Origin of the sequence: Cohnella hongkongensis (genome assembly GCF_042654645.1) — a bacterium.
Taxonomy (GTDB): domain Bacteria; phylum Bacillota; class Bacilli; order Paenibacillales; family Paenibacillaceae; genus Cohnella; species Cohnella hongkongensis.
In genome coordinates this window covers 48212-70340 of record NZ_JBHSEP010000006.1, presented here as the reverse complement: position 1 = coordinate 70340, position 22129 = coordinate 48212, and the positions used below count along the sequence as shown (strand labels likewise).

The 22129-nt window shown below is 58.1% G+C and carries 21 protein-coding genes; 13 read left to right on the top strand and 8 right to left on the bottom strand.

What is annotated here, in order from left to right; all coding sequences use genetic code 11:
- Positions 1–9 precede the first annotated feature (9 nt).
- The 3 genes from ACFO3S_RS10510 to ACFO3S_RS10500 are packed head-to-tail and all read left to right on the top strand — an operon-like array spanning position 10 to position 3904.
- The gene (locus ACFO3S_RS10510; protein ID WP_378095159.1) at positions 10–1926 is read left to right on the top strand and encodes an outer membrane protein assembly factor BamB family protein; all 1917 of its coding nucleotides are present in this window, start codon (positions 10–12) and stop codon (positions 1924–1926) included.
- 13 nt (positions 1927–1939) lie between these two features.
- Complete coding sequence (locus ACFO3S_RS10505) at positions 1940–2773, top strand: carbohydrate ABC transporter permease (RefSeq protein WP_378095157.1); 834 nt, start codon at positions 1940–1942, stop codon at positions 2771–2773.
- A 27-nt stretch (positions 2774–2800) separates the two neighbouring features.
- Positions 2801–3904, top strand: coding sequence for a GntR family transcriptional regulator (locus tag ACFO3S_RS10500; RefSeq protein ID WP_378095155.1), 1104 nt, complete (start codon positions 2801–2803; stop codon positions 3902–3904).
- A gap of 28 nt (positions 3905–3932) precedes the next feature.
- Here ACFO3S_RS10500 and ACFO3S_RS10495 read toward each other — a convergent pair whose 3' ends face one another.
- Entirely contained in the window at positions 3933–4529 is a 597-nt protein-coding gene (locus ACFO3S_RS10495; RefSeq protein WP_378095153.1) for a Uma2 family endonuclease, read from the bottom strand.
- 331 nt (positions 4530–4860) lie between these two features.
- On the opposite strand from ACFO3S_RS10495, the gene htpG reads away from it, so the two are divergent.
- Positions 4861–6735, top strand: a complete 1875-nt coding sequence (gene htpG, locus ACFO3S_RS10490) for a molecular chaperone HtpG (protein ID WP_378095151.1) — start codon at positions 4861–4863, stop codon at positions 6733–6735.
- Between the two features lie 105 nt (positions 6736–6840).
- Here the strand turns inward: htpG and ACFO3S_RS10485 are convergent, their stop codons facing one another.
- The 3 genes from ACFO3S_RS10485 to ACFO3S_RS10475 form a co-directional block, all read right to left on the bottom strand.
- Positions 6841–8358, bottom strand: coding sequence for a diguanylate cyclase domain-containing protein (locus ACFO3S_RS10485; RefSeq protein WP_378095149.1), 1518 nt, complete (start codon positions 8356–8358; stop codon positions 6841–6843).
- Positions 8359–8547: 189 nt separating this feature from the next.
- Positions 8548–9540, bottom strand: coding sequence for a lipoate--protein ligase (locus tag ACFO3S_RS10480; RefSeq protein ID WP_378095147.1), 993 nt, complete (start codon positions 9538–9540; stop codon positions 8548–8550).
- 65 nt (positions 9541–9605) lie between these two features.
- Entirely contained in the window at positions 9606–10559 is a 954-nt protein-coding gene (locus ACFO3S_RS10475) for a helix-turn-helix transcriptional regulator (protein WP_378095145.1), read from the bottom strand.
- Positions 10560–10677: 118 nt separating this feature from the next.
- On the opposite strand from ACFO3S_RS10475, the gene ACFO3S_RS10470 reads away from it, so the two are divergent.
- Complete coding sequence (locus tag ACFO3S_RS10470; RefSeq protein ID WP_378095143.1) at positions 10678–11166, top strand: DinB family protein; 489 nt, start codon at positions 10678–10680, stop codon at positions 11164–11166.
- Positions 11167–11317: 151 nt separating this feature from the next.
- Here ACFO3S_RS10470 and ACFO3S_RS10465 read toward each other — a convergent pair whose 3' ends face one another.
- Positions 11318–12142, bottom strand: a complete 825-nt coding sequence (locus ACFO3S_RS10465; RefSeq protein ID WP_378095141.1) for a sugar phosphate isomerase/epimerase family protein — start codon at positions 12140–12142, stop codon at positions 11318–11320.
- 256 nt (positions 12143–12398) lie between these two features.
- Between ACFO3S_RS10465 and ACFO3S_RS10460 the strand changes: the two genes are divergently transcribed.
- The 5 genes from ACFO3S_RS10460 (at position 12399) to speD (ending at position 15765) form a co-directional block, all read left to right on the top strand.
- Entirely contained in the window at positions 12399–12956 is a 558-nt protein-coding gene (locus ACFO3S_RS10460) for an SLOG family protein (protein ID WP_378095139.1), read from the top strand.
- Between the two features lie 73 nt (positions 12957–13029).
- Positions 13030–13479 carry a signal peptidase II gene (locus ACFO3S_RS10455; protein ID WP_378095137.1) on the top strand — a complete coding sequence of 150 codons (450 nt, stop codon included), beginning with the start codon at positions 13030–13032 and terminating at the stop codon, positions 13477–13479.
- A gap of 117 nt (positions 13480–13596) precedes the next feature.
- Positions 13597–14205: a P-loop nucleotide/nucleoside kinase family protein gene (locus ACFO3S_RS10450; RefSeq protein ID WP_378095135.1), complete on the top strand. Its 609-nt coding sequence runs from the start codon at positions 13597–13599 to the stop codon at positions 14203–14205.
- Positions 14206–14313: 108 nt separating this feature from the next.
- Positions 14314–14919, top strand: a complete 606-nt coding sequence (locus ACFO3S_RS10445; protein WP_378095133.1) for a YqaA family protein — start codon at positions 14314–14316, stop codon at positions 14917–14919.
- Between the two features lie 39 nt (positions 14920–14958).
- The gene (gene speD / locus ACFO3S_RS10440) at positions 14959–15765 is read left to right on the top strand and encodes an adenosylmethionine decarboxylase (RefSeq protein WP_378095131.1); all 807 of its coding nucleotides are present in this window, start codon (positions 14959–14961) and stop codon (positions 15763–15765) included.
- A 65-nt stretch (positions 15766–15830) separates the two neighbouring features.
- On the opposite strand, the gene ACFO3S_RS10435 is transcribed toward speD, so the two are convergent.
- The gene (locus tag ACFO3S_RS10435; protein ID WP_378095129.1) at positions 15831–16685 is read right to left on the bottom strand and encodes an aldo/keto reductase; all 855 of its coding nucleotides are present in this window, start codon (positions 16683–16685) and stop codon (positions 15831–15833) included.
- 189 nt (positions 16686–16874) lie between these two features.
- Here ACFO3S_RS10435 and ACFO3S_RS10430 point away from each other — a divergent pair, with 189 nt between their 5' ends.
- Together ACFO3S_RS10430 and ACFO3S_RS10425 are read left to right on the top strand one after the other, a co-directional pair.
- Complete coding sequence (locus tag ACFO3S_RS10430) at positions 16875–18080, top strand: ROK family transcriptional regulator (RefSeq protein ID WP_378095127.1); 1206 nt, start codon at positions 16875–16877, stop codon at positions 18078–18080.
- Positions 18077–19033 carry an ROK family protein gene (locus ACFO3S_RS10425; RefSeq protein WP_378095125.1) on the top strand — a complete coding sequence of 319 codons (957 nt, stop codon included), beginning with the start codon at positions 18077–18079 and terminating at the stop codon, positions 19031–19033. The genes ACFO3S_RS10430 and ACFO3S_RS10425 overlap by 4 nt, the downstream gene beginning before the upstream one ends.
- A gap of 126 nt (positions 19034–19159) precedes the next feature.
- Here the strand turns inward: ACFO3S_RS10425 and ACFO3S_RS10420 are convergent, their stop codons facing one another.
- The gene (locus tag ACFO3S_RS10420; RefSeq protein ID WP_378095123.1) at positions 19160–20236 is read right to left on the bottom strand and encodes a phosphodiester glycosidase family protein; all 1077 of its coding nucleotides are present in this window, start codon (positions 20234–20236) and stop codon (positions 19160–19162) included.
- Positions 20233–20673 (bottom strand): hypothetical protein, encoded by a 441-nt coding sequence (locus ACFO3S_RS10415; protein ID WP_378095121.1) that lies wholly within the window; start codon positions 20671–20673, stop codon positions 20233–20235. Before ACFO3S_RS10415 ends, ACFO3S_RS10420 begins: the two co-directional genes overlap by 4 nt.
- A 250-nt stretch (positions 20674–20923) precedes the next feature.
- Here ACFO3S_RS10415 and ACFO3S_RS10410 point away from each other — a divergent pair, with 250 nt between their 5' ends.
- Positions 20924–22123 carry an ROK family transcriptional regulator gene (locus tag ACFO3S_RS10410; RefSeq protein ID WP_378095119.1) on the top strand — a complete coding sequence of 400 codons (1200 nt, stop codon included), beginning with the start codon at positions 20924–20926 and terminating at the stop codon, positions 22121–22123.
- Positions 22124–22129: the final 6 nt, after the last annotated feature.

Sequence of the window (22129 nt, the reverse complement as noted above, 5' to 3'; positions counted from 1 at the left end):
AAAGGCAGCATGAGAAAAATCGCATGGCTGGCGTTGGCGTTGTTCGTCCTGGCGGGGACGTTCCCCGGCGGCGCTTCGGCGCAGGAAGGGTGGTCCGCCGAGAGCGGAGCGGATATGACGTCCATCTCCGCGTCGCCGGACGGGAGCCGTATCGCCGTCGGCAGCCGGGACGCCAAAGCGCTCGTCTTCGACGCGGAAGGGGGGCTGGCTTTCGAAGCGCCTGCCGGCAACGTCGTGAACGCGGTTGAGCTGCTGGAGGACGGCACGCTGCTGTCCGCTTCGGACGACCGGCGGCTTTACGCCTACGATCGCGACGGCAAGCTGCTGTGGGAAGCGGATTTGAAGCGCCAGGTGAAGAGCATGTCCGCTTCGGACGACGGCTCTCTGATCGCCGCCGTCGTGCAGCGCAACGGCGACCTTCTGTACATCGACGGGAAAACCGGAGAACAGATCGGCGCCGTTCCGATCAGCACGACGATGCGGACGGTCAAAATATCGGAGAACGGGGAATGGACGACCGTCGGCTCGTCGGACCAGTTCGCGCATCTGCTGAACCGGGAAGGCGGCATTGTCGTAAAGATCGGGGCCAAAGGGCAGATTCAGGCGATGGACGTCTCCAACGACGGGGCCGTCGCCATCGGAACGAAGCTGAACGAGGTGGAGCTGTACGACCCGCAGGGCCAGCCGACGAGCGCCGCCAAAACGCGGGATCACGTGACGGACGTCGCTTTTTCCGCCGACGGAACGACGATCGGCGCATCCGATCTGTCGGGTTACTTCTATATTTTCGACGCCGACGGGACGAAGCTGTGGGAATCCAAAGGCGGCAGCAACGGCCGCGCAGTGGCCTTCGATCCGGAGGGCAAGACGCTGTACGGCGGCACGAACGACGGCCGCATCGTCGCCTTCGACGTCGGAAGCGCGGTCGCCAAGTCGAAGAGCGAAGCCCGAATGAAAACCGTGCTTTGGGGAGTGTCCGTGCTCGCCGCGCTCGCGCTGATCGCTTTTGCGCTCGGCTGGATGAGAAGAAGGAACAAGCTGGGCATTTTCCGGGAGGTCTGGCGTTCGAAATGGATCTATGTCGGGCTTGCGCCAAGCTTTATTTTAATTTTCACGTTTCTGTACTTTCCCGCGTTTTCCGGCCTGTTCCACTCGCTGTATGATTGGCAGCCTGGCGGAAGGACGACCTTCATCGGCTTGGACAACTTCAAGCGCATGGTGCACGACCCGTTCGTCACGAAGGGCCTCGGCAATCTGGCCATTCTCATCGTGACGGGACTGATCAAAACGCTAATTCCCCCGCTAATCGTCGCGGAGCTGATCTATCATCTGCGCAGCAAGAGGCTGCAATACGGATTCCGTACCGCGTTCACGGCGTCGATGGTCATTCCGGGCGTCGCGGGGCTGCTCATATGGCAAAATTTTTACGATCCCAATCTGGGGCTGTTCAACAATTTCCTGAAGCTGATCGGACTTGGCTCCTGGGCGCACGGATGGCTCGGCGACCCGGATACGGCGTTGTGGGCGCTCATTTTCATCGGCTTCCCGTTCGTCGGCATCTTGCAGCTGCTCGTCTTCTACTCGGGGCTGCTCTCGATCTCGGAGGAGATGATCGAATCGGCCAAGATCGACGGCGCGACGCTGCCGCGCATTATCCGTTCGATACATCTGCCGCTGCTGGCCGGCCAATTCAAGTTCCTGATCATCCTCGGGTTGATCGGCATCATCCAGGACTTCAACGGCATTCTCATCGTGACGGGCGGCGGGCCGATGGATTCGACTTACGTTCCCGCGCTGCAGATGTACTATGCGGCGACCAAGTTCAACGAGCTCGGTTACGCGTCGGCGCTTGGCGTGAGCATGTTCGCGGTCATACTCGTCATTACGGTCATCAACCTGAAATTCATCAAAACGGAAGATCAATAAGGGGGACGAGACCATGCGGTTGTTCAAAATCAATCATGTCCGCCAGCTCGTCGTCATTGCGCTGCTCGCGGCGCTCGTCTTTCTGACGCTCGTGCCGATCTTGTTCATGCTTGTCAGCTCCCTGAAAAGCAACGCGCAAATTTTGGGCAACTTCTGGGGGCTGCCCGCGCCGGCCAGGTGGGGTAATTACGGCGAAGCCTTCCACAGCATCTGGCGCTATATCGTCAACACGCTCGTCTACGCCGTCGTCGGAAGCGTTCTCGTCATGGCGCTGTCTTCGGTGTCCGGTTATCTGTTCGCGAAGAAGACGTTCCCGGGCAAGGATTTTCTGTTTATGCTTATGTTGGCGATGATGATGGTTCCGGGCATTCTGACGCTCATTCCTTCCTACGTTCTCTACGAAAATATGGGACTGACGAATACGCCGTGGGCGATCATCGTCGCTTGCGCCGCCGGAGGACAGATTTTCGGAACGTTTCTGTGCCGAACGTTCATGTCCGGCCTGCCCAGCGAGCTGTTCGAGGCGGCGCGCATCGACGGGGCGACGGAGAGACGCGTGTTTATGCAGGTCGTCCTTCCGCTGTCCGTGCCGATTCTGGCGACGCTGTTCATCATGCAGTCCGTCGGCGTGTACAACGATTATATTTGGCCGCTGCTTACGATCCGGGACAGCAATCTTCAAGTGATCGCGGTCGGGCTTACGATCTTCACCAAGCAGTTCGGCATTACCGATCTGGGAACGCGGTTCGCGGCGTATACGATCGCGTCCTTGCCGCTGCTGGCCATTTTCTCCTTCGGGATGAAATATTACATTCAAGGCATGACGCAGGGCGCCTTGAAGCTGTAGAGCGGAGGGGAAGATGAGGTGATCCGCATGACGGACAAAGGCGCCCCGATGTATCAGGTCATGATCGACGATCTGAAGGCGAAAATCCGCAGCGGCAAATATCCGCAGGGCTGGCCGCTGCCGAATCAGCAGGAGCTCGCCAAGCAGTACAACGCGAGCGAGATTACGTCCAGGAGAGCGCTGACCGAGCTGGTCAACGAAGGCTACGTCTACAGGGTACGCGGCAAGGGAACGTTCGTCCGCGGCCCGGAGGCCGAAGAGGAGAAAATGGGCTCGCTGCCCGTTCGGCACATTTTTTTCGTCTACCATAACTTGTCCGTAGATTCGCTTAACCATCGTTATTGGAGCGATATGCTGGAAGCGATGAGGGAGGTCTGCGAAGAGAACGGGATCGACTTCTATCTGTGGGCAGTCGACGAACGGTACCGTCTGCCGGAGAAGCCGGGCGCGGCCTACGTGCTGGTGACCCCTCCGCACAACTTTGACCAGAAGTCTATCGAAGCGTGGAGGGACGAAGGCAAACGGCTCGTGACCGTGCAGTTTTATTACCCGCACCTGTCCGTTCCGTACGTCGTCGCGGACAATTTGACCGGAGGCTACCTCGCCACGCAGCATCTGTTGTCGCTCGGCCATAGAAGGACGGGCATCATTTTGACCGGGAAATCCGTCGTCGATCTGAACCAGGAGTTTTCTCTACGGCTGCAGGGCTACCGATTGGCGCTGCAGCAGCTTCAAATTCCGTTCGAGCCGGAGCTCGTATGCGTCATGGACGGACCGTTCGAAAACGCGGAGATGGGCTACCAAGGCTTCAAGAAGCTGTTCGGACGCGGCGGAGAGCCGCCGACGGCAGTTTTCGTCACGAGCGATCTGAAGGCGCTCGGGGCGCTGAAGGCGGCGCAGGATATGGGGCTCGAGGTGCCCCGGGACGTGAGCATCATCGGATATGACGATCTCCGAATTAGCGCCTACACGTATCCGCATCTGACGACGATCAACCAGAATACGGCGCAGATCGGCAGACGGGCGATCGAAATCTTGCTGCGCGAGCTCCCGAGAAATCCGGGAGAGCTCGTCAAGGACGAGATCATTCCCCGACTGGTCGTTCGCGGAACGACCGGGGCGCCGCGGTAAGCTAAGCCGCTCAGCCGCTGGCGAAGGCTTACTCCAATTGGTCCGGATGCACAGGCAGGCTCTGTACGATCTCGTTCATGCTGAACGAAGCGCACGGCACGGTCTTCGAGCTGATCGGATCGTCTTCCGCATAGACCTCGATCAGCTCGTAGCGTTCTCCGTCCAACACGTACTGCTCCAAGGTAAGGTTGGAGAGGTCTACGATCCAGTATTCGGAAACGCCGTACTTGGCGTAGACGATGCGCTTGCGTACCTTGTCCCGTCTGCGCGAATGCTCGGACGTGACTTCCACGACGAGATCCGGAGCGCCGTTAATGCCCCGGTTGCTGATGATCGACACCCGGCTGCGGCGGATCAGGACGATATCCGGCTGCCGCACCTCCGTATCGGACAAGATGACGTCGATGGGCGAAGCTACGATAATGAATTCGCTCCGGCATCTGGAGTTGAGCTTATACTGCAGCTCATAGATGATAGATTGATGCGTAAAGGTCGGCGAAGGGCTCATCAGCTCCAATACGCCGTCGGAAATCTCGTAGCGATTGCCGTCGTCGATCATATTGGCGTATAACTCGTAAGTAACGGGCGACTCTTTGACGACCTCTTCGTACGTTTTCTTTTTCATGTCTGCACCTTCTCTCTCCGCTTCGCTTAAAAAAGAGCACCTCAGCAAAGAAACACGTCCTGTGTTGATCTTTGTGAGGCGCTTCCCCGACATTTATTGCTTTTATTATCCTTGAATGGCTATGAATTGTCAATTTTCGTCAGCCGGTCTCCGAGGTCCGTCCTTCGACGTATCTTTGGTTTTGGGTTCAGCTTATGCACAAGCCGTCTTGACATGAATTCGGGTTAATGTAAAAATAAAGCTGTGTTGGCACTCGATCGAAGTGAGTGCTAATCGTTAGACGATTGCGCCAATGACAGCTCATTTACATATCCCGAAAGGAGTCACATTCATGGCCAAGAAACAGTTCAAAGCGGAATCCAAGCGTTTGCTCGAGATGATGATCAACTCCATCTACACGCAGCGGGAGATTTTCCTGAGAGAGCTCATCTCCAACGCCAGCGACGCCGTGGACAAAATCTATTACAAGGCGTTGACCGACGAGAACCTCACCTTCAATAAAGAAGATTACTACATTAAGATAGCCGCAGACAAAGAGGCTCGCACCTTGACCGTGACCGACACGGGCATCGGCATGACGAAGGAAGAACTGGAGAACAATCTCGGCATCATCGCCAAGAGCGGCTCGCTCGCGTTCAAGAAGGAGAACGAGGCGCAGGAAGGCCACAACATCATCGGCCAATTCGGCGTCGGCTTCTACTCGGCGTTCATGGTTGCGGACCAGGTGACCGTGACGAGCAAGGCGCTGGGCAGCGACGAAGCTTACCGGTGGGAGTCGACCGGCGCGGACGGCTATACGATCGAGCCGGCGGAGAAGGCGGACGTCGGCACGGAGATCGTGCTGAAAATCAAGCCGAACACGGAAGAAGACCAGTACGACGAGTTTTTGGAGACGTACCGGCTCAAGGCGATCATTAAGAAATATTCCGACTTTATCCGCTATCCGATCAAGATGGACGTGACGAGCAGCCGCCCGAAGGAGGGCGACGACAAGGAGTTCGAGGAGTACACCGAGGAGCAGATCGTCAACAGCATGGTGCCGATCTGGCGCAAAAACAAAAACGAGCTGACCGACGCCGACTACGAAAACTTCTACAACGAGAAGCGCTACGGCTGGGATAAGCCGTTGAAGCACATCCATCTGAGCGTCGACGGCGCCGTTCGTTACCAGGCGATTCTGTACATTCCGGAAAATACGCCGTTCGATTATTATACGAAGGAATTCGAAAAAGGGCTTGAGCTGTACTCCAACGGCGTGCTCATTATGGAGAAGTGCGCCGATCTGCTGCCGGATTACTTCAGCTTCGTAAAAGGAATGGTCGATTCCGAGGATCTGTCGCTGAACATCTCGAGGGAGATGCTGCAGCACGACCGGCAGCTGAAGCAAATCGCAAAAAATATCCAAAGCAAGATCAAGAGCCAGCTGCAGAGCCTGCTGAAGGACGAGCGCGAGAAGTACGAGAAGTTCTACGAAGGCTTCGGCCGTCAGCTCAAGTTCGGCGTATACAACGACTACGGCATGAACAAGGAAGTGCTGCAGGATCTGCTGCTGTTCTACTCCTCCAAGGAGAAGAAAATGGTCACGCTGGACGAATACGTGTCGCGCATGCCGGAGGAGCAGAAGTTTATCTACTACGCGACGGGGGAATCGAAGGAGCGGATCGAGAAGCTGCCGCAGACGGAGCTTGTCGCCGACAAGGGCTACGAGATTCTGTACCTGACCGACGATATCGACGAATTCGCCGTCAAAGTGATCGCCAAGTACAAGGAGAAAGAATTCAAATCGGTCTCCAGCAGCGATCTGGGGATCGAAGCGGACGAGAAGGACAAGGAGAGCGAGACGGACGAGAGCAAGGAGCTGTTCGAGGCGATGAAGGAAATTCTCGGCGACAAGGTGAAGAGCGTCCGGGCGTCCAAGCGTCTGAAGAGCCACCCGGTCTGCTTGAGCACCGAGGGCGATCTGACGATCGAGATGGAGAAGGTGCTGAACGCCATGCCGAGCAGCCCGGGCGTGAAGGCCGAGAAGGTGCTGGAGATCAACGTCAATCACGCGGTGTTCCAATCGCTCAAGGGCGCCCACGACAAGGACAGGGAGAAGCTGAACCTGTACACGAGCCTGCTGTACAATCAGGCGCTTCTGATCGAAGGCTTGCCGATCAGCGATCCGGTCGAGTTTACGAACGATATTTGCAAAGTGATGGTGTAAAAGGAATAGGCCGTCCGCCGACAGGAGTGAACCTCCGAGCCGGCGGACGGCCTATTGTTCGGTGATTCATAAAGGATAAAATGCGCCGCACCCGGGCGGCTGCGCTTATCCGGCGTCCGGAGGAGCGGCGGCGGGCCGGTAGACGCGGTACGTATTTTTGCCGACTTCCTTCGACTGGTACAGGGCGGCGTCCGCATGCCTGCACAGCTCGTAAGGGTCGCTTCCGTGCTCCGGAGCGAAGGCGATGCCGATGCTCACCGTAATTTCGCTGCGATAGGTGTCCGCCTCGGAGGAGATGGCCACGCGCACCGAGCGCAGCACGCGCTCTGCCGCCTGCTCGGCCTCGTCCCGGGTCGTGGAAGGCAGGAGCATCACGAATTCGTCGCCTCCGAGTCTGTACACGGATGAGCCCGGGCCGCAAGCGCCGCGCATTTCGCCGGCGACGCCGCGCAGCAGCCGGTCTCCGGCTTCATGGCCGAGCCGGTCGTTCACGAGCTTAAAGTTGTCCAGATCGATCATGAGCAAGCCTACCGTGCCGTTGTTGTTGTTGTTGTCCAGGCTCTTTCGAATATCTTCCTCGAAGGAGGCTCTGTTCTTCAAGTCGGTCAGACTGTCGTGGAAAGCGAGATACATGGGCCGCGCGACCCATCTGGCGATGAGCGACGACAAGCCGGCCGCCACGACGAGGATGATGGCCAATTGCACGAGGAACGCCCTTGTGTTCACGCCGAGAACGCGTTCCAGCTCCTTCTCGTTGTAGACGATTTCGAGCATCTTGATGCGTGTGGAGCCCTCGTCGTACCGGGATTCGTACCGCACATACCGGTATACGGCAGATTCGCCCTTCCAGCTTCCCCGGTATTCGGCCGTCAGTCCGGAGGAGAAGGCGGCATCGAAGGCCGCTCTTCGCTCCCCGCTGAGCGTTTCGGCGCTGGCGGTGGCGGTGGCTCCGAGGGGAAGACCGCCGATGTTCAGCACCTGGATATCGTTGATCGACGGGTTTAAATCAATCAGAAGATCGATCGTTTTGAAAAAGTCGAATTCGCGAAGGATCTCGTTATCTTCGAGGGAATAGCCGAGCTGGATCATGTGCTTTTTGTCTTTCGTCGCTTGATAGCTGTATTTTTTCAGCTGACCGGAATTCTGCTCCAGATCGATGCCGTCGTGAAAAAAACCTCCGTCCGACCGTCTCTCGTCGAGAATTCGGGCCAGTTTGCCGCAGCATTCGTCGAAGTCCAGGCCGATATCGGGGGCATAGCTGCTGTGCGTGATCGTGTTCGTTTCGTCAATCCAATAAATGTCGAGCCGGTACGTCTGCTTCAAGCTCTCCAAGTCCCATTCGTCCAGATTCGGATTCGCCTCGTACAGGCTGATCAGATCGGCGGAAGCCTTCCGCATGCCTGCCGCGATGTTTTCTCCGAAGAGATAATAAGCTTTGTCGACCGCATCCAGTGCAAGCCGGGCCGAAGTTTCGTAAAGCTCGATTTGTCTCTCGGTGCCGGAGATCGCTTGCTCTCGCATGCGCAGATGATCCGAAGTGGCCAGCAAGATCGACACCAGCATGGCAAAAAGGATAAGGGCGAGGGTCAGTTTCAGCTGAAAGCGAGATTTAACGGTAGACAAGGCTGATCTCTCCTGAACGGACTAGGATGATATGCGGATGCGGCGGTGGAATCATTGCATAATTCCACGTCCGGGTTCGAAATCCTCTCTGACAGCGAAATTTCCCGGGAAATGCCGAAAAAGGGCGAAAAAGAAGGGGGCTTCTCGCCGGCCGGCAGCTCGCGAGAAGTTCCCCCCTCCGGCATCTGTCTACAGCATCAGCTCCAGCCATTGCTCCTTCGTGACGGGGCCCAGGTAGAAGGGGAGGTCGATGCCGTCCAGCAGAGCGCCGAGGGCCGCCGCCTCGTAGCGAGTGCCGGCGAACTTGGCGGCCAGCTCGGCGATGTCGCCGCGGCCGAAGAAGTCGCCGTAGATCGCGGCGCCGGCGATGACGCCGTCCTCGACCTGCAGCCGCACGTCGAATGTGCCGGCTCCCTCGATCCGTTTCGTCTGGCGCACGTTAAACGCCGGAGAGCGGCCGTAATTCCACTCCCAGCTGCGGTAGCGCTCTTCCGCCAGCCTGCGCACGTTGTCCCAATCCTGCTCGGTCAGCTCGTAGCGCGGAATTTCGCGCTCCCCCTCGAACAGGGAGACGAGCAGCCTCTCCCGGAACTGCACGATCGTCATCGGCTCCCGAAGAAATTCGGAGATGTTCGCGACTCTGCTGCGGATCGACTTGGTCGCTTTGGAGACGTACTTCTCGGCGTTCGCCTTCAGCGCCGACACGACGTTCTCGATCTCCGAATCGAACAGCAGCGTGCCGTGGCTGAACATTTTTCCCTTCGTCGAGAACTGCGCGTTGCCGGATATTTTACGTTCTCCGACCTGCAGATCGTTGCGCCCGGTCAGCTCGGCCTCCACGCCCATCCGGCGCAAAGCGCGAATGACCGGCTCGGTAAACTTCCTGAAGTTATGGAACGACTGTCCGTCGTCCTTCCGAATAAAGCTGAAGTTCAAATTGCCCAGATCGTGATAGACCGCTCCCCCGCCGGAAAGCCTACGCACGACGTGAATGCCGTTTTGCTCCACGTATTCCGCGTTGATTTCCTCCACGGTGTTTTGGTTTTTGCCGATGATGATCGACGGCTCGTTAATATAGAACAGCAGATAGTCGTCCGTATCGGGAAGCGAGCGCAAAATATATTCTTCCAGCGCCAAGTTCAGCGTCGGATCGGTGATGTTCTCATTGCTGATAAATTTCATGGCGGTCCCCTCCGTATGCGGATCATGAGCTTGCCCTTTCATTGTACCTCGGCTATCCGACTCTGTCACATGGCGCCATACTTGGCCGTCAGTTCGGCCAGCAGCCGGCGGATGCCCGCGACAAGCTCGGGAGGCTGCTCCACGGTCGCTTCGCTGCCCAAGCCGAGAAAAAATTTGGCGAAGTACGAAAGCTCGCTTTCCGGGACACGCTGATCGAGACGCCCGCTTCCGTCGCTGCGCACCTCGATGTGCGGAACCGGCCACAGTTCTCCCTGACATCTCGATACGCCTTCCCGGCTCAGCTCGGCGATCATCCGGACCTCGCCCCGCTTTTCGCCGCAGAGCTTCTCCCAGTTGCCCAGATGAATATGACGGTGGTCGAGCGGCTCGATGCCGGTCTCGTCGAAGGCGACCGAGAGCATCCGGTCGCAGCGGAACAGGCGGAAGCCCTTGCGCAGGAAGCAGTAGGCGACGCAGTACCAGAAGCCGTTGCTCGCATAGATGCCGACGGGCTGGATGCTTCGCTCCGAGTCATCGCGCACGCTCTCGTAGCGAATCGTCACGACCCGCTGCCGGACGGACGCCTCAAGCAGAAGGCTGAGTCCTTCGATCTTCTGGTGCCGGTCGTGGGCGTGGAAGTCGACCCGGTTTTTTATCTCGTCGATGCGGTCTCTGACGTCTCCCGGCATGTAGAAGTAAAATTTCTGAAGCGCCGAGGAAGCTTCGGCCTCGAATGGAAGCGACAGATAGTGGCGCAGCGCATGACTGGCGAAAAACATGGCGACCGCCTCGTCCTCGCTGAAAGCGATCGGCGGGAGGATTCTCTCCTTCAGCACCTGGTATCCGCCATGCGGTCCGACTTCGGAATAGAGGGGGACGCCGAGCTCGCCAAGCTCCTGCAAATCTCTCAGAATCGTTCTGGGAGAGACGCCGAACTCGGCGGCCAGTTCTTTTACCGTAAATTTGCGCATTCGGTTCACGGTCATCATGAGTTCCATCAAACGCTTCGATTTCGGCATCGGTTATTCTCCTGTTTTTCCGGCTAGGATGATGACAGAGGCTGTCACTATTATAAGCTATAGTAGGGAGCAGGACCAACGCAGCAGACGTTGTCCACAGAATAAAGGAGAGATGATCGTGAGCGAACTGAAAGAAATGAAGCAATTGCTGTTCGAGGAGCTGGAACTGATCGTCAGAACTTCCTCCAATCTGTTCGGCAAAATCAAGGCCGAGCATTGGGCGTACAGACCGGCGGCCAATATGAGAAGCTTGCTGGAGCTTGCACAGCATCTGGCGGGAGTGCCTGCCGTGGATTTGCTGATTTTGCAGGAAAAGATCCAGGAGGAAGTCCGGGAGCTCGAAGCCCGCATCGAGGCCGACGGCGGCGATGCGGACAAGCTTGCGGCATGGATGGCGTCGGGTCAGGCGGATTTGAAGCGGTATATGGAGAGCTTGTCGAACGAGGATTTTCTGCGCAAAAAAACGAAGCCGTTCTACCTGGATCACGGCGTGACGCAGGCCAAATGGCTGATCGAGATCGTCACGCACGCCCAGCATCATCGCGGGCAGCTGTTCAATTACATGAAGACTCTGGGGTACGAGATCAATATGTTCGATCTGTACTAAGTCGAACAGGCGGCGAGCCCCGACTCTCATCGGGAGGGTCCGGCGCAACGAAGAGAGGCGAGGGGTTGCCGCGAGCGTCGGCGCGGAGCGGCTTAAAGGTCCGAAGCCGGGCCGGCAAGCCGCTCTTCCCTGCCTCTCTGCGCGGGAGCTTCTAGATGGAGTAGGCCCGCTTCATTTTGTCCAGGCCGTGTCTGGCCAGCTCCAGTGGGGACGAGCCCCCGACGTCCGGCAGGAACAGCTCCAGCGACAGGAAGCCTTGGTAGCCGAGCCGGTGCAGACGCCGCGCGAATTCGCCGGAGGGGGCGATTCCGTCCCCGGGAAATAGACGGTGCTCGTCTCCGATCGTCTCCCGCGGAGGAAGCTCGGGATAATCGTTGGCATGCACGATGCCGATGCGCGATCCGGAGAGGAAGTCAAGATCGGCGAGATCGCTGCCGCCCGTATACATATGGAACGGATCGAGCAAAATCGCGGCGCCCGGTACGCGGCTTTGCATCGCAACGTAGACCGCTTCGCTCAGGCGGGACAGCTTGGGGGACCTGCCCCAGAACTCGGCGATCGGCGTGACGCCGTAACCGCTCGCCTGCTTGGCCAGCTCTCCGAAGCGGACCGCGATGCGGTCCAGGGTGGCGGCGGCGACGTTGCCGAACGGCGGCGCGGCGAACGAAGGGCAGCCCAGCTCGGCCAGCAGCGCCAGCTCCTGGTCGGTCTGCGCCGCAGCGCGGAGACGGACGTCCTCGTCTTCGTCGGCCCAGGGAATGAACGAGATCGCATTCGCGATCTCGATGCCTTCGGCGGCGGCTTCCTCGCGCAGCTCGGCCGCGGTGCCTCCGTCCGCGACGTACTGCTGCAGATCTTTGACCCAGATTTCGATTCCGTCGTAGCCGGCCTCGGCCGCGACTCGGATTTGCTCCCGGATGCCAAGCTCGTACGGGAACAAGGTGGACGCGTTAAGCGCCGCTCGAAATGGAAACATCGGTTGCACGCTCCTTCTGGTTAGAATGCTCCGAAATTCAGATAGATGCCCCTGATCAGTTCCGTCCTGCGACGGCTTTGCGCAAGAGAATCCTCCTTTACCGTCAGCATGACTTGCTCCCATTATTGCGCAGAGCGCGTCAACTCTCAATAGATCAAGCAGGCGCGAACCGGACGAATCCGATCTTTTTTTCGATGATCCCTGGAGAGATTTCTGGTACACTGTTGGCAACGAAGCGATAGACGAAGGAGAACGGATGAAAAACTTGCTAATTACCGGGTATCGGGCGCACGAGCTGGGCATCTTCGACCAGAAGCACAAAGGAATTCCGTATATCCGCCGGGCGATCGAGACGAGGCTGATCCCTCTGATCGAGGAAGGGCTGGAATGGATCGTGACCCCCGGTCAATACGGCGTCGATCTGTGGGCTTGCGAGACGGCCATCGAGCTGAGGGAGCGGTATCCTCAGTTGAAAATATCGATTCTGACCGCCTTTGACGGACAAGAGGAGAAATGGAAAGAGGACAAGCAGGAGTATTATCGCGGTATTCTCCGCCGGATGGATTATGTCGGCTCCGTCAGCAAGCAGCCCTATAGCGGACCGTGGCAGTTCCAGGCGCGCGACGACCTGCTGCTTCGCAAGACCGACGGCATCCTGCTCGTCTACGACGACGAGGCGGGAGAAGGGAGTCCGAAGTTCATGAAGGCGAAGGCGCTGCGCAAAAATGCGGAGGAGGGCTACCGCTACCTCTCGATCGGCGCCGAGGAAATCCAAAGCTTGGCCAACGAGCAGGCGTACGGCGATTACGACTAAGGGACGCGGACGCGACGGAGATCGGCTATAATGGAGAAAACCGGACGAACCGGGAGCGGGGAGAAGTCGGAGTATGTCGTTTTACCTCATCGCCATTGTCGTCGCTGCCGCCGATCAACTGACCAAGGTCTGGGTTCGAATGCATCTGGAAGTCGGCGAAACGCTGATTCTGTGGGGCAGAGAATGGACCCGATACGAAAATAGCGGAATGGCGGGAGGCCTGCTGCAGGGCTACGGGAGACTGTTCGGAGCGCTCGCCGTTCTGTTCGTGGCAGGCGTGCTGCTTTATCGAAAAAAGGAGCCGAGAGGGCTTCCGGTCGATTGCGCGCTCGGATTTCTTGTCGGAGGCGCCGTCGGCAACGGCATCGATCGTCTGCTGTTCGGCCAGGTGACGGACTTTATCGTGCGCTCGGGCGGCGGTATCTTGAACGTCGCGGATCATGCGATCGAGCTCGGCGTGGTTCTGATGGCGCTGACACTGCTCGTTCAGTGGGCGAGACGCAAATGGTCGGCCAGGCAGTAGCGCAGACGCGAGCGCAGTCCAGGCCGGACGAAACGGAGGAAGACGGCGCAGGGATTCCTGACGCCGGCTTCGTTGTGACGGCGCGCATAGCAAGATACGGCGAGAGGAGCGAATAGATTGGCCAAACTCGTGTTTTTTATCGGCGGGGCGGGATCGGGGAAGACGACGCTGGCGAAGAAGCTCGCAGCCAGAAGACGAGCGGTCCTGCTGGACATGGACACCCTTCTTCGTCCGGCGGCGGAGGCGATAATGACGCTGGCGGGGCTCGACCCGAACGACCGGGATTCCGCCGAGTACAAGCGGCTGTGCCGGGATCTGGGCTACCAGATCACGATGGACGCCGCGCTGGAGAACGTCGGGCTGGGCAATGACGCCTACGTGGTCGGTCCGTTCACGCGAGAGGCGGAGGATCCGGACTGGGTTCGCGGGCAGCTGGCGAGAATCGGAGATGCCGCGGAGAAGGTCGAAGTGAAGGTCGTCGTCGTTTATTTGGCGGATTTGGCCGTTTACCGACGGCGGATCGAAGCCCGGGCGACGGAACTGGACCGTTGGAAGCTGGAGAACTGGACTGAATTCAGCCGGTCTCTGACGAAGAGAACGCCAAGCTGGCGTCTTCCCGGAGGCAGCCTGCTCGAGTACGATAACACGGCTCCGATCGACGAGAAAGGGCTATTCCGGCTGGAAACCTTATTTACGAAAAAAAAACTAGTCTATAGTCGGATTTGAAACTCGACCTTAACAAATTGAGTATATAATAGTATAGGTATAGTATTAATGAGGAGGATCGACAGGGCATCGACCAATAACCAGAGATCGTTCGGATAGGAGCCGGCTATGTTTCAAAATTTGATTGACACACTTATGCAGTTTGGCATCTGGGGATTATTTATACACTCTTTCGCCGACGCGATCTTTTTCCCGATTCCCGCCTTTTTTCTGCAAGTGCCTCTGAGCTTGATGCAGCCTTCCAATGCGCTGTGGCTGGCAACGGCCGGCTATGCGGCCTGTATGCTCGGAACCCCGTTAGGCTATATGATCGGGAAGCTGCTGGGCCATTCCGTCCTGAATAAACTTATGAAGAAATCTTGGGTCGACGGAGCGACTCGGATGTTTCAGAAGAACGGAGAAGCCGCGATTATGATCGGCTCGTTCACCCCGATCCCGTTCAAGGTGTTCACGATCTTGTCCGGGTGCCTGAATTACCCTCTGTGGCGGCTGATTCTTTACGCCGCGTTAGGACGCGCCGTCAAGTTCTACGCCGTTGGCTTGTTATTCTACAGCTACGGCCGGGCTGCCGAAGGCATGGTGAAGGATATTTCCCTCTATATCGCCGCGATTGCCATTCCGCTTATCGTCATTTTTCTCCTGATCAAGAAGAGAATCGCCAAGAAAAGAGCTTCCCAACAACAACCCCCGTCGGTTCAAAGCGAATCGGAGTAACGGATCAAGGGCAACCTGTAAAGGAACGGGGGGATGCTTGTGCCGACAGCCGAGGACAACAGGATTACGCTGCACGGTTTTAACAATTTGACGAAAACGCTCAGCTTCAATATGTACGACATTTGCTATACGAAGACGAAGGAAGAACGGGAAGCGTACATTGCCTATATCGACGAGCAGTACAACTCGGATCGGCTGACGAGCATTCTGAGCGCCGTCTCCGGCTTGATCGGGGCGCACGTTCTGAATACGGCGAAGCAGGACTACGTGCCGCAGGGGGCCAGCGTCACGCTTCTCGTATCGGAAGGGCCGGTCGTGGAAGTGCCGGAAGCGTCCTACGAGGAGTCGCCGGGGCCGCTGCCGGGCAACGTCGTCATGCAGTTGGACAAAAGCCATGTCACGGTTCACACTTATCCCGAATACCATCCGAGCGAAGGAATTAGCACGTTCCGGGCCGATATCGACGTATCCACTTGCGGCGAAATCTCCCCGCTCAAGGCGCTGAATTATCTCATTCGCTCGTTCGATACCGATATTATGACGATCGATTACCGCGTCAGGGGCTTTACCAGAGACATTAACGGGGAGAAGCTGTTCATCGACCACGACATTAACTCGATCCAAAACTACATTCCCGAAGAAATTGTGCGGCAGTACGACATGATCGACGTGAACGTCTACCAGGAACACATCTTTCATACGAAGTGCAGGCTGCGCGAGTTCGATCTGAACAACTATTTGTTCGGTTACGGCAAAGAGCAGCTGAGTCCGGAAGAGCAAGAGGCGATTACGAGGCAGCTAAAGGCGGAGATGGACGATATTTTTTACGGGAAAAATAGAGCTTGACCCCCCAAAGAAGGCTTTGCCCCCCGCGACGCAAGAACGCAAGAGGGCAAAGCCTTCGTCATAGCCTAGAAGCTAAAGTTGTCCGGATCCGAACCGACTCTCTGGTTCCGGTTCAGCGCGTCGATCGACGCGACGTCTTCGGCGCTCAGCTCGAAATCGAACACGTCGGCATTGGCGGCAATCCGCTCCGGCTGAATCGACTTGGGGATGGTGACGATGCCGCTCTGCAGATTCCACCGCAGCACGATCTGCGCGGCGGACTTGCCGTATTTGGCGGCGAGCGCCTCGATAACCGGGTCCTTCAGCACCAGACCTTGGGCCAGCGGAGACCACGCTTCGATCTGGATGCCCTTGGAACGGTTATATTCGCGAAGCTCGACTTGAGTCAAATACGGATGAAGCTCCACCTGATTGACGGCCGGGACGACTTTCGCTTCGGCCAGCACATCCTCCAGATGATGAATATGGAAGTTGCTCACCCCGATGGCGCGGACCTTGCCCGACTGGTAGAGGTGCTCGAGCGCCTTCCACGTTTCCTTGTATTTTCCCTTAACCGGCCAGTGAACGAGGTAGAGGTCCAAGTAATCCAGTCCCAGCTTCTTCAGGCTGACCTCGAAAGCGTCCAGCGTCGACGAATAACCTTGATCGGAGTTCCATACTTTGGAGGTGACGAACAACTCCTCGCGCGGAACCGAGTTTTCGCGCATCGCTTCGGCAATGGCTTGTCCGACCCCCTCTTCGTTCTTGTAGACCGCTGCCGTATCGATGCTCCGGTAACCGCTCCGAATGGCGGTTTTGACGGAGTCGATTACCTCGCTGCCTTCCTTTACCTTGAAAACGCCCAGGCCGAACCACGGCATACGGACGCCGTTGTTCAGCGTGACCGTGTCCTGCAGATGTTTGGCGGTCGTATGGCTCATGAATAAACTCCTCCAATTCGTATGGGAATATCTACTATTTTGAGTATACGTCAAATCGGCCGCAAATTCAAAAATCGATTTATTCGTTTAGTGAATGAATTAATTGGGGGAGTATGCTAAACTGGAGATTAGAATCCCAAGTCGACGGATGAAGTTCGTTAACGAAGACGGAGAGGAGGCAGTTCCGGCGTGCACGTGAAAGCCAATCTCAAGCTGATGAAGGAAATCAATACGGCTTCGATTCTGAATTGGCTGCATCGCGAAGGCAGATTGACCCGCGCCGAGCTGGCGAGAGCGACGAAGCTGAGCTCGGCCACCGTATCCGCACTGATCGAGGAGCTGATCGGGCAAGACCTGGTCGAGGAGATCGGCGCGAAGCCGTCCGCCGGAGCGGGACGCAAGGCGATCTCCCTGCAGATCAACAAGGACGGCGGGTACGTGATCGGCATCTCGATCGGCAACAGCCAGTTGATCTGCGCGGTGCTGAATTTGCACGGACAGTGCGTCGCGGAATTCGAATCGCGGATCGCCGTCGGCAACGATTCCATGGCCGAGCAGATCCATCAGGCTCTAGCCGACTGCGCGAACCAGGTCCAAGAATTGAACGCCGGCTCGGTCATGGGCGTCGGGATCGCCGCGCCGGGCATCATCGACGAGAGGACGGAGAGCGTCCTTTATTCCAGTCTGCTCAAGCTGAACGATTTTAATCTAAGAAAGCAAGTTTCGGCCTTTTTCCCAGACGTTCCGATCCGAATCGTCAACGACTGCAACGCGGCGGCGTTCGCGGAGCATTATTCCGGAGCCGGCAAGGGGAGGGGCAGCCTCGTCTATGTGACGATTAACGAAGCGATTGGAGCCGGCATCGTTCTCGATTCCCGTATTCATGCCGGCTTCGGAGGCGGAGCCGGGGAGATCGGGCACCTCTCCGTCCGCCGGGATGGCCAGGTGTGCAACTGCGGACAGCGCGGCTGCGTGGAGACGCTCCTGGCCAGTCCCTTCGTGCTGAGCCAGTGCCGAACCGCCGCTTTGGAGCGAGGGCTGGCGCCGCCCGACACGTTCGACGAGGCGTTGGCCAGGTACGAATCCGGAGAGGCGTGGCTGGACCCGATCTTCGACCAGGCCGTCGAAGCGGCGAGGCTGACGATTGCGGGCGTCGTGCAGCTGATCAGTCCGGAAGTCGTCGTCATCGAAGGCTGGACGAACCGTTCGCCGAAGGTGTCGTCGAAGCTGCGCGCGGAGCTGATGCGTACGGCCCTGCCGCTCCCTTTTACGCCGGACCGGCTGCTCGCCTCCTCCTTCGGAGAAAAGGGAGCTTTGTACGGCTCGGCGACGTTAATGCTGGAGCAAATGTTTCATTCAACTCTATGGAATCATTCGGGAGGTCATCGATTATGAACGACAACGTCTATGCCGGCATCGATCTGGGCGGCACGAAAATTCTGTCGGTTCTGCTGAACGAGCAGGGAGACGTCCTCTATCGCTCGGAGACCGCTACTTTGGCTCAGGAAGGCGCCGATGCCGTTATCGGACGAATGATCGGCCTGATTCGGGACGGCCTGTCTTCCTCCCGGAAGCTGGCCAGCATCGGGGTCGCCACGGCCGGCACGTTAAATGCCCGGGAGGGCGTCGTCGCATACGCCGCGAATCTGGGTTGGAACGACGTCCCTCTCGGCCGGCGTTTGGAGCGAGAGTTCGGAGTGCCCGTTAATCTGGAGAACGACGCCAATGCGGCCGCGTACGGGGAATGGGCGGCCGGCGCGGGGAAAGGCACGAAAAACTGCGTCTACGTGACCGTCTCGACCGGCATCGGAGCCGGCATCGTCAGCGGAGGGCGGCTGATTCGCGGTCGCGACTCCAGCGCCGGCGAGCTGGGCCATATCACCGTCGACATGAACGGCCCGCGCTGCGCATGCGGCAACGTCGGCTGCCTGGAGCTGTACGCTTCCGGAACGGCGATCGCCCGTAGAGCCGGCGAGCTGGCGGCGGAATTCCCGGACAAGGCCGCTTCGCTGCTCGGCAAGGCCGGGGGAGAAGCGCTGACCTCGCGCCATGTGGCGCAGGCGGCCGCCGAAGGGGATGAGCTGGCCGTGCGAGTGCTGCGCGAAGCCGGATTTGCCCTCGGCAACGGGATGGTCAGCATCATCCACGTCATGAACCCCGAGGTCATCGTCATTGGCGGTGGCGCGGCGGGCATCGGCGCCCCGCTGCTGGAACCGATGAAGGAAGCGATTGCCGACCGCGGCCTCTCTTCGATGACGTCCGGCGTACGGTTCGTCGGCCCGACTCTGGGCAAGGAAGCGGGCGCGATCGGCGCGGCGCTGCTGTACCGGTCGGGAGAGGACGGCTAGCGGGGAAGGCGGCATCGTTCCGTCCGGCCTGAATCACCTCTCCGACATAGACGTTATCCCGCCGATCCCAAGGACGGCGTAAACCGTTTATGCTTGGTACCGGGGATTCGAAGGCGTTGCCGCCGCTCAGGTAAAAAACAAAAAGTTCGTCGGCAGCTTGCGAAGCTTCCCGTCGGACGGGTTGTTGATGACGCGGCCGTTCCAGACGAGGGAGCTCGAGCCGCCGCCGTCCAGGTTGTAGCCGTTAATCGCGCCGAAGCGCTTCAGCAAAATCTGGAGCTCGGCCAGCGTCGCGCCGGAGCTGCCTTTTTCGTTATAGCCGTCGACGACGAGGAACAGCAGCTGGTCGTCCTTGTAGTTGGCGATGACGGTTCGGGGCGCCCGCTTGGGGCTTGTCTGCCACTTGGCCGGAATTTCCGCAGCTCGTCCGTTCTGCAGCAGAATCGGCACGAAGGAGGCGCCGAATTTCGGGTTTTTCGCGTCGAGCTGCGACTTCGTCGTAAATTTGCCTCCGATCAGCTTGTTGCTTTCGCTTATGCCGACGAAGAACAGATCTTTGTAAGTCGGCTGGAATCCGCCCACGTACTCGCCGTCGACGATCGTCGTGCTGAGCGGGTAGCGCTTGCCGCCGCCGTCCGCGAAGCCGCCGCCGTTGACCCCGATGGCGGCGTTGTACCGCTTGACCGCCTCCAGCGTCGTCTCCGAGCCGCCCTCCACGTCCTTGCCCAGTACGAGCTTCATGGCGTCGTCCTTCTTCAGCTTGACTTTCAGAGCGTAGGCGCGAAAATTTTGCGTGTTCAAGTAGAACAGCTGCGCTGTCAGCTTGTCCGAATTCATCGTAGCTGAAGGCTTTCCCAGCTTGCTTGTAATGCGCTTGTCGTAGATTTGATAAGGCCGGGCCGCCTGCTTCGAGGCGATGGCGGCAATCTCGTTCATATTGGCGTTCGTCTTATTGTAGAGCTCCACCTGCTTGCGGATCGATTGTCCCGTTCCTTGCGCGAGAGCCTCCGCCTGGTTCAGGCCGTCCAGAACCTGGACGGAGCCGGCGCTCAGGTCGGGCGATGGCGCGGAGTGCGGCGGGTACGCCGCTTCGGAGAGCGTAAGCTCGACGTTCGAGGCGAGCAGCCAAGCCAGCAGGCCGAGAAAAGGAGCGGTCGCCAGGAGCAGCGTCCGGTTCATCGAGCGAATGGATGCGGTGTTCATTTCAGCACATCCAGACTCTTTTTCAGCTCGTTAAGCTGCTTTTTCACTTCCGCCAGCTGCGTATACAGCTTGTTGCTGTTGTCGGTTTTCGTATCGGCGTTGTCCTTGGCAAAGGTGAGCAGCTCGTTCAGCGTGTCGACCTTGCTCTCCAACTGAGTCATCTGCTCCTGAAAGTCGGTTTCCAGCTTGGCGATTCGGGTTTCGTAATCTTGCTGCATCGCCGCAATCTGCCCGGCCGTCTGGCGTTCCAGATCGATGCTGACCTGCCTTTGGATGCGGTCGGAATACCATTTCGTTCCGTAGACGCCCCCGGCGATCAGGGCGAGCCACAATATGACGAAGAAGAGGGCGGCGCCCCTGCGTTTGCGTCTGGGCGGTCTCTCCGGGTAAATGTCGGGGGGTACGGTTGGGTTTGCCTCTGCTCCAGTTTCTCTCATCTCTCTTTTTCCTGCACCTCTCTTGTTGTCGGTCGATAGGACAGGACATCCGAAGATCCTGTCGAATAATGGACGCATGACAAGCTGTAAAGTTGCTCCCGTCATGGGATTGTAACATGCTTCGATTTTCGTGAAGGTTCGACAATTGACAGATTTCATTTGTTTGTATAGAATACAAACAAATAGATTTGAAAGCGTCATCCATTCGAGTCGCAGTAGAATTCGAACTGCCCGTAAGGAGAGGTTACTAATGAAATCAAGCTTGCCCAGTACGATTCGGGCGATGAACAAGTCGCTGGTGCTGAACGTGGTACGGCAGGAAGGACCGATTTCCCGCGCGCAAATCGCCAAAAGAACGAATATTACGAGGGCGACCGTATCCGATATTGTGAACGACCTGATTCAGGAGGGGGCGATCTTCGAGGAAGGGGAGGACAACTCCTCCGTAGGCCGCAAAGGGATATTGCTGAAGTACAACGCCGCTCTCGGGTTCGGGGTAGGGGTCGACATCGGCGGCACGAAAATCGGGCTTGCGCTCTTCGACGTCAATGCGGAGCTGCTGGCCCGGAAGAGAATCGCAACCTACCAGGTGGACAGCAACGAGGAGTTTATCGAGCTGCTCGTCGCGTCGATCAAGCGGTTTATCGCCGAGCACGGGAGAGAGCTTTCCGCGCTGCAGGTCGTCGGAATCTCGACGCCGGGCATCGTCGATTACAAGAAGGGCATCGTGGTCGAGGGATCGCCGAACTTGCCCGGATGGGAGAACCTGGAGCTGAGCGCCCAAATATCGGAGCGGATGGGCGTGCCGGCCGTTCTGGAGAACGACGTTCGGGCAGCGCTGATCGGAGAAGTATGGAAAGGACAGCTTCAGGACGTGCAAAGCGCGATTCTGGTCGCGGTGGGTACGGGAATCGGTTCCGCCCTGCTGATGGACGGCAACATTATTCGCGGCTTCGGCAACGCGGCGGGTGAAATCGGCTACATGATGTTCGAGAAGGATCATCTGTACCGGGAGTGGCGCAACAAGGGGTGCTTCGAATCTCTCGCCTCCGGCTCCGGCCTCGCGAGCCGGAGAGCGGAGCTGCCGGTCGATCGCGAGGGCGGACTGCCGCTTACGGCCGAGGAAATTTTCCGCACGGCCCGGGAGGGGGATCCGGAGAGCCGGCGCCTGGTCGAGGAATATATCGATTATTTGGCTATCGCCATCTTGAATATGATCGCGGTCGTGAATCCGGAGAAGGTGCTGCTCATGGGAGGGCTTTCGAACTCCTCGGACGATTATCTGGAGCTGCTGAACGAGAAAATCAACAAGCACACCTTCTCCAGAACGCAAGTCCGGGTAACCGTTTCCGAGATGAAGGAGCTTGCCCCGCTGTACGGCATCGCGATTTTAGCTCTCGGGGAAGTTCAGCCGACCGTCCGGTTTTTGAAGGATATCAAGCTAGTCTAGAAAGGC